This window comes from Streptomyces sp. NPDC001922 (genome assembly GCF_042891165.1).
GTDB lineage: Bacteria > Actinomycetota > Actinomycetes > Streptomycetales > Streptomycetaceae > Streptomyces.
Genome location: NZ_JBIASV010000001.1, coordinates 448,768 through 462,135, shown reverse-complemented (window position 1 = coordinate 462,135; position 13,368 = coordinate 448,768). Strand labels below are relative to the sequence as shown.

The 13,368-nt window shown below is 71.3% G+C and carries 13 protein-coding genes; 6 read left to right on the top strand and 7 right to left on the bottom strand.

Annotated features, from left to right (window positions below; genetic code table 11):
* The first annotated feature begins 69 nt into the window (after positions 1 to 69).
* Entirely contained in the window at positions 70 to 1,032 is a 963-nt protein-coding gene (gene era, locus ACFYYR_RS01955) for a GTPase Era (RefSeq protein WP_388845807.1), read from the top strand.
* A 68-nt stretch (positions 1,033 to 1,100) separates the two neighbouring features.
* On the opposite strand, the gene ACFYYR_RS01950 is transcribed toward era, so the two are convergent.
* Both ACFYYR_RS01950 and ACFYYR_RS01945 read right to left on the bottom strand, forming a co-directional pair.
* Positions 1,101 to 1,367 carry a protealysin inhibitor emfourin gene (locus ACFYYR_RS01950; protein ID WP_388845804.1) on the bottom strand — a complete coding sequence of 89 codons (267 nt, stop codon included), beginning with the start codon at positions 1,365 to 1,367 and terminating at the stop codon, positions 1,101 to 1,103.
* Positions 1,368 to 1,405: 38 nt separating this feature from the next.
* Positions 1,406 to 2,473, bottom strand: coding sequence for a M4 family metallopeptidase (locus ACFYYR_RS01945; protein ID WP_388845802.1), 1,068 nt, complete (start codon positions 2,471 to 2,473; stop codon positions 1,406 to 1,408).
* A gap of 304 nt (positions 2,474 to 2,777) precedes the next feature.
* Between ACFYYR_RS01945 and leuA the strand changes: the two genes are divergently transcribed.
* From leuA to ACFYYR_RS01925, 4 genes are all read left to right on the top strand, one after another.
* A complete protein-coding gene (gene leuA, locus ACFYYR_RS01940) occupies positions 2,778 to 4,544 on the top strand; it encodes a 2-isopropylmalate synthase (protein ID WP_388845799.1) in 1,767 nt (588 codons plus the stop codon).
* A gap of 320 nt (positions 4,545 to 4,864) precedes the next feature.
* Complete coding sequence (locus tag ACFYYR_RS01935) at positions 4,865 to 5,557, top strand: TerB family tellurite resistance protein (protein WP_388845796.1); 693 nt, start codon at positions 4,865 to 4,867, stop codon at positions 5,555 to 5,557.
* A 105-nt stretch (positions 5,558 to 5,662) separates the two neighbouring features.
* Positions 5,663 to 6,409 carry a DNA repair protein RecO gene (recO, locus tag ACFYYR_RS01930; protein ID WP_351506217.1) on the top strand — a complete coding sequence of 249 codons (747 nt, stop codon included), beginning with the start codon at positions 5,663 to 5,665 and terminating at the stop codon, positions 6,407 to 6,409.
* A 13-nt stretch (positions 6,410 to 6,422) separates the two neighbouring features.
* A complete protein-coding gene (locus ACFYYR_RS01925) occupies positions 6,423 to 7,262 on the top strand; it encodes an isoprenyl transferase (RefSeq protein WP_388845793.1) in 840 nt (279 codons plus the stop codon).
* Between the two features lie 295 nt (positions 7,263 to 7,557).
* Here ACFYYR_RS01925 and ACFYYR_RS01920 read toward each other — a convergent pair whose 3' ends face one another.
* The 4 genes from ACFYYR_RS01920 to ACFYYR_RS01905 form a co-directional block, all read right to left on the bottom strand.
* Positions 7,558 to 7,992: a transcriptional repressor gene (locus tag ACFYYR_RS01920; RefSeq protein WP_351506221.1), complete on the bottom strand. Its 435-nt coding sequence runs from the start codon at positions 7,990 to 7,992 to the stop codon at positions 7,558 to 7,560.
* 72 nt (positions 7,993 to 8,064) lie between these two features.
* The gene (locus ACFYYR_RS01915; RefSeq protein ID WP_388845789.1) at positions 8,065 to 8,961 is read right to left on the bottom strand and encodes a metal ABC transporter permease; all 897 of its coding nucleotides are present in this window, start codon (positions 8,959 to 8,961) and stop codon (positions 8,065 to 8,067) included.
* Between the two features lie 67 nt (positions 8,962 to 9,028).
* Complete coding sequence (locus tag ACFYYR_RS01910) at positions 9,029 to 9,829, bottom strand: metal ABC transporter ATP-binding protein (protein WP_388845786.1); 801 nt, start codon at positions 9,827 to 9,829, stop codon at positions 9,029 to 9,031.
* Positions 9,830 to 9,858: 29 nt separating this feature from the next.
* The gene (locus tag ACFYYR_RS01905) at positions 9,859 to 10,833 is read right to left on the bottom strand and encodes a metal ABC transporter substrate-binding protein (RefSeq protein ID WP_388845783.1); all 975 of its coding nucleotides are present in this window, start codon (positions 10,831 to 10,833) and stop codon (positions 9,859 to 9,861) included.
* Positions 10,834 to 11,058: 225 nt separating this feature from the next.
* Between ACFYYR_RS01905 and ACFYYR_RS01900 the strand changes: the two genes are divergently transcribed.
* Positions 11,059 to 12,441 (top strand): glycine--tRNA ligase, encoded by a 1,383-nt coding sequence (locus tag ACFYYR_RS01900; protein ID WP_388845780.1) that lies wholly within the window; start codon positions 11,059 to 11,061, stop codon positions 12,439 to 12,441.
* 86 nt (positions 12,442 to 12,527) lie between these two features.
* On the opposite strand, the gene ACFYYR_RS01895 is transcribed toward ACFYYR_RS01900, so the two are convergent.
* On the bottom strand, positions 12,528 to 13,328 hold the full coding sequence (locus tag ACFYYR_RS01895; RefSeq protein WP_388845777.1) for a DUF6597 domain-containing transcriptional factor: 801 nt from the start codon (positions 13,326 to 13,328) through the stop codon (positions 12,528 to 12,530).
* Positions 13,329 to 13,368: the final 40 nt, after the last annotated feature.

Sequence of the window (13,368 nt, the reverse complement as noted above, 5' to 3'; positions counted from 1 at the left end):
CCGACGGGCGCGCCCCCTCCGGGCCCCGGTCCCCCGGGCTGGTCGAGGCGGGCCGGGCGATCGGGGAGAATGGGCGCCATGAGTGACCGATCCCCCTCGTCCCAGTCCGCGCCGGAGGCGACCCACCGCGCGGGCTTCGCGTGCTTCGTCGGCCGCCCCAACGCGGGCAAGTCGACCCTGACCAACGCACTGGTCGGGACGAAGGTGGCGATCACCTCCAACCGGCCGCAGACCACCCGGCACACCGTCCGCGGCATCGTGCACCGCCCCGACGCCCAGCTCGTCCTGGTCGACACCCCGGGGCTGCACAAGCCGCGCACCCTGCTCGGCGAGCGGCTCAACGACGTGGTGCGCACCACCTGGGCCGAGGTCGACGTCATCGGTTTCTGTCTGCCCGCGGACCAGAAGCTCGGCCCCGGCGACCGCTTCATCGCCACCGAGCTGGCCGGGATCAAGAAGACCCCCAAGGTCGCCGTCGTCACCAAGACCGACCTGGTCGACTCCAAGCAACTCGCCGAGCAGCTCCTCGCCATCGACCGGCTCGGCAAGGAGCTCGGCATCGAGTGGGCCGAGATCATCCCGGTGTCCGCCGTGGGTGACCGGCAGGTCGGCCTGCTCGCCGACCTGATCGTCCCGATGCTCCCCGAGAGCCCGGCGCTCTACCCCGAGGGCGACCTCACCGACGAACCCGAACAGGTCATGGTCGGCGAGCTCATCCGGGAAGCCGCCCTGGAGGGCGTCCGGGACGAGCTGCCGCACTCGATCGCGGTCGTCGTCGAGGAGATGCTGCCCCGGGAGGGGCGCCCCGAGAACAAGCCGCTGCTCGACATCCACGCCAACGTCTACATCGAGCGGCCCAGCCAGAAGGGCATCATCATCGGCCCCAAGGGCGCCCGGCTGAAGGAGGTCGGGATGAAGTCGCGCAAGCACATCGAGGCGCTCCTCGGCACCCCGGTCTTCCTGGACCTGCACGTCAAGGTCGCCAAGGACTGGCAGCGGGACCCCAAGCAGCTGCGCAAGCTGGGCTTCTAGGGCCAGACAGGCCGTAGAGGCCCCGCCGCCCGTGCCCGCCCGTCCGCGGGGCGGGGCACGACGTCCGGCTACGCGCCTTCCTTCAGCACCCGGGTGACCAGCTCCCGCTGGGCGTCGCTCAGCCGCGGCTCGGCGCAGTGGAAGGTGCGGCCGTCCACCGTGATCCGGTAGCTGAACCCGTCGGGCACCCCGGCCGGCGGCGCGTCCCGGCCGGCGGCCGCCGCCTCCTCGGCCAGGGCCTGCCACTCCGGGGCATCGGCCCGGCCCGAGGTGTCCACCTCGGCGCTGCGCTCGATGCCCGCGAATCCTCCGCTGCGTGTCACGTGAATGTGCATGGCTGGACCAGTACCCACTCCGGGGGCCGTTCCCGCCGTCATCCCGCGGTGCGTTGCCGTCCGGTCGGCACCCCCACCTCGGACCAGGCCTTCAGCACCGCCTCCCCTTCCGCCCCCTCGCCGTAGCGGGCCTGCGCGGCGGCGACCGTGAGCCGGGCGAAGTCCGCGAACTCGGCGTCCGGGGCCAGCTCGCCCCCGGTCAGCACGTCGTACCAGATCTGCCCGGCCCGCTCCCAGGCGTGGCCGCCGAGCTCCGTGGCGGTGAGGTAGAAGGCCCGGTTGGGGATGCCGGAGTTGATGTGCACCCCGCCGTTGTCGCTGCCGGTGCGGACGTAGTCGTCCATCGACGCGGGCTGCGGGTCCTTGCCCAGGACGTCGTCGTCGTACGCGGTGCCCGGGGCCTTCATGGAGCGCAGCGCCTCCCCGGTGACCCGGGGGGCGAGCAGACCCGCACCGATCAGCCAGTCGGCCTCCTGGGCGGTCTGGCCCAGCGCGTACTGCTTGATCAGTGAGCCGAAGACATCGGACATCGACTCGTTGAGGGCGCCCGACTGGCCGAAGTACTCCAGATTGGCCGTGTACTGGGTGACGCCGTGGGTCAGCTCGTGACCGATCACGTCCACCGGGATGGTGAAGTCGAGGAAGATCTCGCCGTCACCGTCGCCGAAGACCATCCGGTGGCCGTCCCAGAAGGCGTTGCCGTAGTCCTCGCCGTAGTGGACCGTCGCGTCCAGCGGCAGCCCCGAGCCGTCGATGGAGCTGCGGCCGTAGACCTTGAGGTAGAGCTCGAAGGTCGCGCCCAGCCCGGCGTAGGCGCGGTTGACGGTCGCGTCCTTGACCGGTTCGTCGCCCTCGCCGCGCACCTCGGTGCCCGGCAGCTGCTCCCGGTGCCGGGCGTCGCAGATGGTGCGGAGGGGCTTGTCGGCGGGGCCCCGGGAGGCCGTCGCGGCGGCGGCTCCGATGACCGTGGTCAGCCGGCGCCGGGTGCGCTGCGAGGCGTCGTGCTCCAGGGTGCGCCGGGCGGGCGAGGCCAGCACCGGGTCGTCGGTCCGGGCGAGCTTGTCGAGGACGTGGGGCGGCACGATCGTGCAGAAGACTGGGGTCATGCTGCGCAATGTGGCACGGAGTGATGAAAGTGTCACTGGTTGCGACCATGATTACCGAAATGGAGTGACAACCCGGTCCCCGCTGTCACACCGCTTCGCCGTCACACCCCCGTCCGTCTTGCATGCTGGAACGGACTCGGCGGCCGGTGGCGGACTCCGCTACGCTGCGGATCATCATGCGTTATGGGCTGCTTCTTCTTAGCCGCCGCGGCGAGGGTCTGTAGTCGAGGCCGACCCCCTCCCCGCGGAGTCCGGTGTTGCCCACCGTCGGCCGTCGAGAACCCTTCGACAGGAGCCCACGCACATGAACCCCGCCTCTTCCGTCGGTCGCCCCACGCCCATCACCGCGGCGTCCGTCACCCAGCGGCCCTCCGGAATGCCGATCCACCGCTACGGCCGGTACGAGGCCGTGGACATCCCCGACCGGACCTGGCCGGAGAACCGCATCACGCAGGCCCCGCGCTGGCTCTCCACCGACCTGCGGGACGGCAACCAGGCGCTGATCGACCCGATGTCCCCGGCCCGCAAGCGGGCCATGTTCGACCTGCTGGTCTCCATGGGCTACAAGGAGATCGAGGTCGGCTTCCCCTCCTCCGGACAGACCGACTTCGACTTCGTCCGCTCGATCATCGAAGAGGGCGCCATCCCCGAGGACGTGACGATCTCCGTCCTCACCCAGGGGCGCGAGGAGCTGATCGAGCGCACGGTGGAGTCGCTGAAGGGCGCGCACCGGGCGACCGTGCACCTGTACAACGCGACCGCGCCGGTCTTCCGCCGGGTGGTCTTCCGCGGCTCCCGCGAGCAGGTCAAGGCCATCGCCACCGACGGCACCCGGCTGGTCATGGAGTACGCCGAGAAGCTGCTGGGCGACGAGACGGCCTTCGGGTACCAGTACAGCCCCGAGATCTTCACCGACACCGAGCTGGACTTCGCCCTGGAGGTCTGCGAAGGCGTCATGGACGTCTGGCAGCCCGAGCCCGGCCGCGAGATCATCCTCAACCTGCCCGCCACCGTGGAGCGTTCGACCCCGAGCACGCACGCCGACCGCTTCGAGTGGATGTCGCGGAACCTCTCCCGGCGTGAGCACGTATGTCTGTCGGTGCACCCGCACAACGACCGCGGCACCGCCGTCGCCGCCGCCGAACTGGCCATCATGGCGGGCGCCGACCGCATCGAGGGCTGCCTGTTCGGCCAGGGTGAGCGCACCGGCAACGTCGACCTGGTGACGCTGGGCATGAACCTGTTCAGCCAGGGCGTCGACCCGCAGATCGACTTCTCGCAGATCGACGAGATCCGTCGCACCGCCGAGTACTGCAACCAGATGACCATCCACCCGCGCCACCCCTACGCGGGCGACCTGGTCTACACCGCCTTCTCCGGCTCCCACCAGGACGCCATCAAGAAGGGCTTCGAGGCCATGGAGACCGAGGCCGCCGCCCAGGGCAAGGCGGTGGAGGACATCGAGTGGGCGGTGCCGTACCTGCCCATCGACCCCAAGGATGTCGGCCGCTCCTACGAGGCCGTGATCCGGGTCAACTCGCAGTCCGGCAAGGGCGGAATCGCCTACGTCCTGAAGAACGACCACCACCTCGACCTGCCGCGCCGGATGCAGATCGAGTTCTCGAAGATCATCCAGACCAAGACCGACACCGAGGGCGGCGAGGTCACCCCGGCGCAGATCTGGTCCACCTTCCAGGACGAGTACCTGCCCACCCCGGAGAACGCCTGGGGCCGGATCGCGCTGCGCTCCGCCCAGACCTCGACCACCACGGACGGCGGCGACGCGCTCACCGTGGAGGCCGTGGTCGACGGGGTGGACACGGTCCTGACCGGAACCGGCAACGGCCCGATCTCCGCGTTCTTCGACGCGCTGGCCGCGATCGGCATCGACGCCCGGCTGCTGGACTACCAGGAGCACACGATGAGCGAGGGCGCGAGCGCCCGCGCCGCCTCGTACATCGAGTGCGCCATCGACGGAAAGGTGCTGTGGGGCATCGGGACCGACCCCAACACCACCCGCGCGTCGCTGAAGGCCGTCATCTCCGCGGTGAACCGGGCCGCGCGCGGCTGATTCCGCGCCGTTTCCGCCCCACTGCCCCCGTTCCGGCGCCGGAACGGGGGCACAGCCGTGTCCGGGGCGGGCCCTCGGTGTGATCTGCGCCGCCTGGCAGCCGGCTCCCGCCGGGCGCCCCGCCGGCCCGCCGCAGGTCGGGCGGGTCAGGGTGCCCGCCCCCGGGCGCCGGGGGGCGCCGCCGCGGCGCGCGGCCGGAGGGCCGGCTCCGTACAGGGTGCTGACGTCGCATCACGGATGTGGTTAACATCACCTCCACACGGCGCCGTTGCCGAAGAGTCACCGAGTGACGGCAGTCCGTGTCGGTACATTCGGGGCCGATGTGGCGGAGGTGCGCAATGCAGCGCGTGTGGGGAATGCGCACGACGTGGCGCACCGTCGGTGACGGTGAGTTCTTCTGCCCGGACTGCGGTGGCGACCGCAACTACCGCCGGCGCACCGGCCGCCGCCGGCTCGCCGTGTTCGGTCTGCCGCTCCTCCCGCGCGGTGCCACCGGCCCCGTCGTCGAGTGCTGCTCCTGCCACGGACGGTTCGGCGCCGACGTCCTCGACCACCCGACCACCACCCGCTTCTCCGCCATGCTCCGGGACGCCGTGCACACCGTCGCGCTCGCCGTCCTCGCGGCGGGCGGCGCCGAGGACCGCGGTGTCCGGGAGGTCGCGGTCGGCGCGGTGCGCGGCGCCGGATTCGAGGACTGCACCGGAGAGCAGCTGCTCGCGCTGGTCGAAGCCCTGGCCGCCGACACCGGGCGGCTGCCCGGCTGCTTCGACGGCGGTCTCGAAGGCGGCACCGCACTGGCGATCGAGCTCCACGAGGCCCTCGAACCGCTGTCCCCGCACCTCGCCCCGGTGGGCCGGGAGGGGATCCTGCTGCAGGGTGCCCGGATCGCGCTCGCCGACGGCCCGTACAGCCCCGCGGAGCGCGAGGCGCTCGCCGCCGTCGGCCAGGCCCTCCTCCTCGGCCACGAGGAGACCGAGGGGCTGCTCGTCGCGGCGGCCCGCACCCCCTCCTGACCAGCCCGCCGCGACCCACCGCACCGCCCTCCGTATGTGCCCGCCCCGCCCCCGACCCGCGCCCCGGCCGCCGGTGCCGGTCCCTGCGTACGGGACAATGGCGGCATGAGTCTGTTCCGCGACGACGGCATCGTGCTGCGCACCCAGAAGCTGGGTGAGGCGGACCGGATCATCACGCTGCTCACGCGCGGCCACGGCCGGGTGCGCGCGGTTGCCCGCGGAGTGCGCCGCACCAAGTCGAAGTTCGGGGCCCGGCTGGAGCCGTTCTCCCACGTCGACGTGCAGTTCTTCGCGCGCGGCAGCGAACTCGTGGGGCGTGGCCTGCCGCTCTGCACCCAGAGTGAGACCATCGCCCCGTACGGTGGCGGCATCGTCACCGACTACGCCCGCTACACCGCCGGCACCGCCATGCTGGAGACCGCCGAACGGTTCACCGACCACGAGGGCGAGCCCGCCGTGCAGCAGTACCTGCTGCTCGTCGGGGGTTTGCGGACCCTGGCGTCGGGGGCGCACGAGCCGCATCTCGTCCTGGACGCGTTCCTGCTCCGCTCCCTCGCCGTCAACGGCTACGCCCCGAGCTTCGAGGCGTGCGCGCGCTGCGGGATGCCCGGCCCCAACCGGTTCTTCTCGGTCGCCGCCGGGGGCGTGGTGTGCGTCGACTGCCGGGTCCCCGGCAGCGTCGTACCCTCGACGGAAGCTCTGACGCTGCTCGGCGCGCTGCTGACCGGCGACTGGGAGACCGCGGACCGGAGCGAGGCCCGGCACGCCCGGGAGGGCAGTGGACTCGTGGCGGCGTATCTGCACTGGCATTTGGAGCGTGGACTGCGCTCGCTCAGGTATGTAGAGAAATAGGAGACGGAACGCAATGGCACGACGCGGGCTTCTGGGCCGCCGCCGCGAGTACCTGACCCCCGAGCCGCACCCGTCCGGTGCGCGCCCGCCGAAGATCCCGGCCGAGCTGGTGCCGAACCATGTGGCGGTCGTGATGGACGGCAACGGCCGCTGGGCGAAGGAGCGCGGACTGCCGCGCACCGAGGGGCACAAGGTCGGCGAGGGGGTCGTCCTGGACGTCCTCAAGGGCTGTCTGGAGATGGGGGTCAAGAACCTCTCGCTGTATGCCTTCTCCACCGAGAACTGGAAGCGCTCGCCCGAAGAGGTGCGCTTCCTGATGAACTTCAACCGCGACGTGATCCGGCGCCGCCGCGACGAGATGGACGCCCTGGGCATCCGGATCCGCTGGACCGGCCGGATGCCGAAGCTGTGGAAGTCCGTCGTCCAGGAGCTCCAGGTGGCACAGGAGCAGACCAAGGACAACGACGCGATGACGCTCTACTTCTGCGTCAACTACGGCGGCCGTGCGGAGATCGCAGATGCGGCGGCGGCCATCGCCGCGGACGTGAAGGCGGGGAAGCTCGACCCCTCGAAGGTGAACGAGAAGACCCTCGCCAAGTACATGTACTACCCGGACATGCCGGATGTGGACCTGTTCGTGCGCCCCTCGGGCGAGCAGCGCACCTCCAACTACCTGATATGGCAGAGCGCTTACGCCGAGATGGTCTTCCAGGACGTGCTGTGGCCGGACTTCGACCGCCGTGACCTGTGGCGGGCCTGCCTGGAGTACGCCTCCCGGGACCGCCGGTTCGGTGGCGCGCTGCCGAACGCGGGGGAGGAAACCGACGGGACCTCCGCCCCGGCCGGTTCCTGACCCCCGGCCGGTTCGTACCCCGGCCGGAAGGCCGCCGCTCCGCCCCTGCGCCTCGTCCGGTGCGGGGGCGGACGTCGTGGGGGAGCGGAGCGGGCTGGGGGCGCGGTGGGACCGCGCCGTGGGGTTCCCCGGTCCGGGGGCGGGTGTGCGTGTGCGGAGGGCGCACGGAGCCGGTCTCGGGCGCTGTCCGCGCGCCGGACGGGCCTCCCGCGCCGGACGGGCCCCCGGGGTGGTTCTCGTGCCGGACGGGAGCCTCGGAGCGTGCTGCCGCCGCCCTCGCCGCTCTCCCGCGGGATCAGGACCGCGCTGCCGCGCACTCCCCGCAGGTGCCGAAGATCTCGATGGTGTGGGCGACGTCCACGAAGCCGTGGTCGGCGGCGATCTGCTCCGCCCACTTCTCCACGGCCGGGCCCTCCACCTCGACCGCCTTGCCGCAGTGGCTGCACACCAGGTGGTGGTGGTGGTCGTCGGTGCTGCAACGGCGGTAGACGGCCTCGCCCTCACTGGTCCGCAGGACGTCCACCTCGCCGGCGTCGGCGAGGGACTGGAGGGTGCGGTAGACGGTGGTCAGGCCGACCGAGTCGCCACGGTGCTTGAGCATGTCGTGCAGCTCCTGGGCGCTGCGGAACTCGTCCACCTCGTCGAGTGCCGCCGCCACTGCGGCGCGCTGTCGGGTCGACCGGCCGCGCACTGGGGCGGTGTTCGCCGAACTGCTCCCCGCGGTAGCCACCGTTGCCTCCTTGAGATCACCCGTCCCGCACGTACGGGTCGCCATTGTGCCAGCCCGGGCGTGCGGAAACGGTTACACCTTGACGTCGTCCCCCGTGGCGGCGACGCCCGGTGGTACTTCAAGGGTGCACTCTTCCCCGGCCGCCGCGGCCCGGCGGGCCCGTTTTTTCGCCATCGGCGCGGCGAGCGCGGTGATCACTCCGAAGACGGCGATGGCGAGGATGACGATGCTCGCCCCGGGCGGCACGTTGACGTAGAACGAGCCGACCGTGCCGGACAGGCTCACCACCACACCGATCCCGATGGCGAGGGCCAGCGTCATGGCGAAGCCGCGGGTGGCCTGCTGGGCGGCGGCCACCGGGACCACCATCAGCGCGCTGACCAGCAGCAGGCCGACGACCCGCATCGCCACGGTGACGGTGACGGCCGCCGTCACGGCCAGCAGCAGGTTCAGCAGCCGGACCGGCAGACCGGTGACCCGGGCGAACTCCTCGTCCTGGCAGACGGCGAACAGCTGGCGCCGCAGGCCCAGCGTGATCAGCACCACGAAGGCGGCCAGCACGGAGATCGCCACCACGTCGGAGCGGGACACCGTGGTGATCGAGCCGAAGAGATACGAGGTGAGACTGGCGTTGGACCCGTTCGGCGCGAGGTTGATCAGCAGCACGCCGCCCGCCATGCCGCCGTAGAACAGCATCGCCAGTGCCAGATCGCCGCGCGCCTTGCCGTACCAGCGGATCAGCTCCATCAGCACGGCGCCGAGCGAGGAGACCAGCACGGCCGTCCACACCGGGTTGGTGCCGGTGAGGAAACCCAGGGCGACACCGGTCAGGGCCACGTGCCCGATGCCGTCGCCCATGATCGCCTGGCGGCGCTGCACGAGGTAGATCCCGACGGCGGGGGCGGTGATGCCCACCAGCACGGCGGCCAGCAGCGCCCGCTGCATGAAGTCGTAGGTGAGGAGGTCCATGGCTCTCAGCGCCCCCGGGACGGCCGCCGGAGGCGACGGCCGGTGCGGTGGGTCGTGGTGGTGGTCATCAGGTCAGCAGCCCCGTCCGGATCGGCTCAGCGGCGGTGTCCGCGTGCGGATGCACATGGTCGTGACCGGGCAGCGCGTGCTGGCCGACGGCCTGCGGCGGCGGCCCGTCGTGGACCACGCAGCCGTCGCGCAGCACCACGGCGCGGTCGATCAGCGGCTCCAGCGGACCGAGTTCGTGCAGGACGAGCAGGACGGTGGCGCCGCCGGAGACCGCCTCGCGCAGGGTCGCGGCGAGGACCTCCTGGCTGGCGTGGTCCACGCCGGCCATCGGCTCGTCCATGATCAGAAGTTCGGGTTCGGCCGCGAGGGCACGGGCGATCAGCACCCGCTGGTGCTGGCCGCCGGAGAGGGCGTTCACGGAGTCCTTGGCCCGGTCGGCCATGCCCACCAGCTCCAGGGCCCGGTCCACCGCGGCCCGGTCGGCGCGGCGCAGGACACCCAGCCGGGCGCGGGACAGCCGGCCCGCCGAGACGACCTCGCGGACGGTCGCCGGCACGCCGCTCGCTGCGGTGGTGCGCTGCGGCACGTAGCCGATGCGCGCCCAGTCGCGGAACCGGCGCCCCTCGGTGCCGAACAGCTCCAGCTCACCGCCGGTGAGCGGAACCTGCCCCACCACGGCCCGTACGGCCGTCGACTTCCCGGAGCCGTTGGCGCCGAGCAGGGCGACGACCTCGCCGCGCCGCACGGTCAGGTCGACCTTGCGCAGCACGGGCCGCGCGCCGAGCGAGGCGGACGCCCCGCGCAGCGCCACGACCGGCCGGTCCTCGTCGTCGGTACGGCCTTCGGCGCGGCGTGCCATGGGTTCCTCCGTCATGTGGTCCCGAGCCGTCATGGGGTCCCGAGCGCCTTCTGCAGGTTCCGCAGGTTCGCCTGCATGACCTCGAGGTAATTGTCGCCCTGGGACTGTGGGGTGATCCCCTCGAGCGGGTCGAGGACATCGGTCTTCAGCCGGGTGTCCCGGGCCAGGCTCCTCGCGGTCCGCTTGCTGGCGATCGCCTCGAAGAAGACCGTGTTGACCTTGTCCTTCGCGACGATCCCGTGCAGGTCCCGGATCCGCGACGGGCTGGGCTCGGACTCCGGGCTGAGGCCCGTTATGGCCTCCTGGTCCAGGCCGTAGCGCTCGGCCAGGTAGCCGAAGGCGGCGTGGGTGGTGATGAAGGTGTCGGTGGAACGCTTCTTCAGGCCGTTCCGGAACTCCTTGTCGAGCCCGTCGAGCTTGCCCACCAGCTGCTCGGTGTTCTTCCGGTAGTCCGCGGCGTGGTCCGGGTCGGCCTTCTCCAGGGCCTTGCCCACGCCCTCGGCGACCTGCGCGTACTTCACCGGGTCGAGCCATATGTGCGGGTCGGCCGCGGCCCCCTCGCCGCCGTGCTGCTCCTCGCCGTGGCTGTGGCCGTGGCCGTGGTCGGGACCGACGGAGGCGCCGTGGTTCTCCAGCCGGGTCAGGCGGGCGGCGTCGACGGTGTTCTCCACCTCGGCCTGGCCGACGGCCTCGTCGACCGCGGGCTGCAGGCCCTTGAGGTAGAGGATCATGCCGGCTTCGCCCAGCCGGGCGGTCTGCTGCGGGGTGAGCTCGAGGTCGTGCGGCTCGGTGCCGGGCTTCGTCAGCGCGGAGACGGAGACATGCTTGCCGCCTATCTCCTTCGCCAGGTATTCCATGGGGTAGAAGGACGCCACCACGTCCAGCTTGCCGTTCTTCGTGCCGGTCGAGCCGCCGGCGGGGGAGCAGGCGGAGAGGGCGACCAGGCCGAGCGCGGTGGCTCCGGCGACGGCTGCGGCGGGTATGAGACGGCGTCCTACGTTCATGACACTCATTTTCAACAAAGGTGGAAACGATTGTCAACAAAGCGCATCGGGCGGAGCAAGGCCGAACCGATTTGATCCAGGGGGTACAGCCGCCGGTAATCTGAGGTATTCGCTGGGCCGCAGGGGCCGGCCTCCCGCACCCTCCGGGCGGGGCGGTCCCCATCCGCGCGCGGGTGTTCCGGCGGATCCCACCATGACCTTCGTCGTCGTAATGAAGAGAGCACCGTGGCCGCCGACAAGATCGACACCATCGTCAGCCTGAGCAAGCGCCGTGGCTTCGTCTACCCGTGCAGCGAGATCTACGGTGGCCAGCGCGCCGCCTGGGACTACGGACCGCTGGGCGTCGAGCTCAAGGAGAACATCAAGCGCCAGTGGTGGCGCTCCATGGTCACCTCGCGCGACGACGTGGTCGGTATCGACTCGTCGGTGATCCTGGCCCCGGAGGTCTGGGAGGCCTCCGGTCATGTCGCCACGTTCACCGACCCCCTCACCGAGTGCACCTCCTGCCACAAGCGGTTCCGCGCGGACCACCTGGAGGAGGCGTACGAGGCCAAGCACGGCCACCTGCCCGCCAACGGGCTCACGGACGTGAACTGCCCGCACTGCGGCAACAAGGGCGCCTTCACCGAGCCCAAGCAGTTCTCCGGCCTGCTCGCCACCCACCTCGGCCCGACCCAGGACTCCGGCTCCGTCGCCTACCTGCGTCCCGAGACCGCGCAGGGCATCTTCACCAACTTCGCGGCCGTGCAGCAGACCTCGCGCAAGAAGCCGCCGTTCGGCATCGCGCAGATGGGCAAGTCCTTCCGGAACGAGATCACCCCGGGCAACTTCATCTTCCGCACCCGCGAGTTCGAGCAGATGGAGATGGAGTTCTTCGTCAAGCCCGGCGAGGACGAGCAGTGGCACGAGTACTGGATGGAGCAGCGCTGGAACTGGTACCGGGACCTCGGTATCCGTGAGGAGAACATCCGCTGGTACGACCACCCGGCGGAGAAGCTCTCGCACTACTCCAAGCGCACCGCGGACATCGAGTACCGCTTCAACTTCGGTGGCACCGAGTTCTCCGAGCTGGAGGGCGTGGCCAACCGGACCGACTACGACCTGGGCGCGCACTCCAAGGCGTCCGGCCAGGACCTGTCGTACTTCGACCAGGAGGCCGGCGAGCGCTGGACCCCCTACGTCATCGAGCCGGCGGCCGGTGTGAACCGGGCGATGCTCGCCTTCATGCTCGACGCCTACAACGAGGACGAGGCGCCTAACGCCAAGGGCGTCATGGAGAAGCGCACCGTGATGCGCCTCGACCCGCGGCTGGCGCCGGTCAAGGTGGCCGTGCTGCCGCTGTCCCGCAACCCGCAGCTGTCGCCGAAGGCCAAGGGCCTCGCCACCGACCTGCGGAAGAACTGGAACATCGAGTTCGACGACGCGGGCGCCATCGGCCGCCGCTACCGCCGCCAGGACGAGATCGGCACGCCGTTCTGCGTCACCGTCGACTTCGACACCCTGGACGACAACGCGGTGACCGTGCGTGAGCGCGACACCATGAAGCAGGAGCGCGTCTCGCTCGACCAGATCCAGGCCTACCTGGGCGGTCGCCTGCTCGGCTGCTGAGCGACGCACCCCTCGGCCCACGGCTGATCCCGGCGCCCCGGACCTCGCAGGTCCGGGGCGCCGGTGCGTTGCTGGTGCGCCCCGGCTCAGCTCGCGTAGGCCGTCGGCGGTACACCGACCGTGGCGGTGAAGTCGCGCACCAGATGTGCCTGGTCGCTGTAGCCGAGTTCGGCCGCGAGGGCTGCCCAGTCCACCTCCGTCTCCAGAGCGGCCCGCTCCATGGCCTCGTGGATCCGGTAGCGCAGAATGACCCACTTGGGACCGACCCCCACGTAGCCGGCGAAGAGGCGCTGGAGCGTCCGCACGGACAGCCCCTCGGCGCGGGCGAAGTCGGCGACCCGCAGGATCGTCCGGTCGGTACGGATGCGGTGGGCCAGCGTCATGGCGAGATCGGCCTGCGGGTCCGCCACCGGACCGTGCGCCAGGAGGAAGGCGTCGAGGGCGGCGACCCGGGCGTCCTCCTCTGCCGGGCCGAGCACCGCCTCCGCGGCTCCGGCGGTGTCGGGGAAGGCCTCGGTGAGCGGGAGCCGCCGCCCCGTCCACCACGACACCGGCGGGCCGGGAGCGAACGGCCGGAAGCCCCCGGGCCGGAACTGCACACCGCACACCCGGCCGACGCCTTCGAGCTTGTGCGTCGAGAGCTCCTGGCCGATGCCCGACAGCTCACCGAAGCCCTCCTGGTCGCCGTACTGCTGGAAGACGACGTTGACGGACGGGTGCGGCACCACATGGGAGGCGTACGGCTCGGGCAGATCCCAGTCGATCAGCCAGTAGTGCTCCAGGTACGGACGCAGCGGCCCGGCGGGTTCGCGGCGGCGGAAGCGCACCCGCCGGAGGAGCTCCGGGGCGTCCATGATGCCCCGGGTGTCACGCCGTGGTCGTGCCATGACGGCGATCGTACGTCGCGTTTTTTCAAGCCGCCTCCGC

Bases quoted from the DNA above. Each gene is read 5' to 3' on its own strand.
- recO (WP_351506217.1), top strand. From the start codon at position 5,663: ATGAGTCTGTTCCGCGACGACGGCATCGTGCTGCGCACCCAGAAGCTG.
- leuA (WP_388845799.1), top strand. From the start codon at position 2,778: ATGAACCCCGCCTCTTCCGTCGGTCGCCCCACGCCCATCACCGCGGCG.
- ACFYYR_RS01915 (WP_388845789.1), bottom strand. From the start codon at position 8,961: ATGGACCTCCTCACCTACGACTTCATGCAGCGGGCGCTGCTGGCCGCC.
- era (WP_388845807.1), top strand. From the start codon at position 70: ATGGGCGCCATGAGTGACCGATCCCCCTCGTCCCAGTCCGCGCCGGAG.
- ACFYYR_RS01910 (WP_388845786.1), bottom strand. From the start codon at position 9,829: ATGGCACGCCGCGCCGAAGGCCGTACCGACGACGAGGACCGGCCGGTC.
- ACFYYR_RS01950 (WP_388845804.1), bottom strand. From the start codon at position 1,367: ATGCACATTCACGTGACACGCAGCGGAGGATTCGCGGGCATCGAGCGC.
- ACFYYR_RS01945 (WP_388845802.1), bottom strand. From the start codon at position 2,473: ATGACCCCAGTCTTCTGCACGATCGTGCCGCCCCACGTCCTCGACAAG.
- ACFYYR_RS01895 (WP_388845777.1), bottom strand. From the start codon at position 13,328: ATGGCACGACCACGGCGTGACACCCGGGGCATCATGGACGCCCCGGAG.
- ACFYYR_RS01925 (WP_388845793.1), top strand. From the start codon at position 6,423: ATGGCACGACGCGGGCTTCTGGGCCGCCGCCGCGAGTACCTGACCCCC.
- ACFYYR_RS01935 (WP_388845796.1), top strand. From the start codon at position 4,865: ATGTGGCGGAGGTGCGCAATGCAGCGCGTGTGGGGAATGCGCACGACG.
- ACFYYR_RS01905 (WP_388845783.1), bottom strand. From the start codon at position 10,833: ATGAACGTAGGACGCCGTCTCATACCCGCCGCAGCCGTCGCCGGAGCC.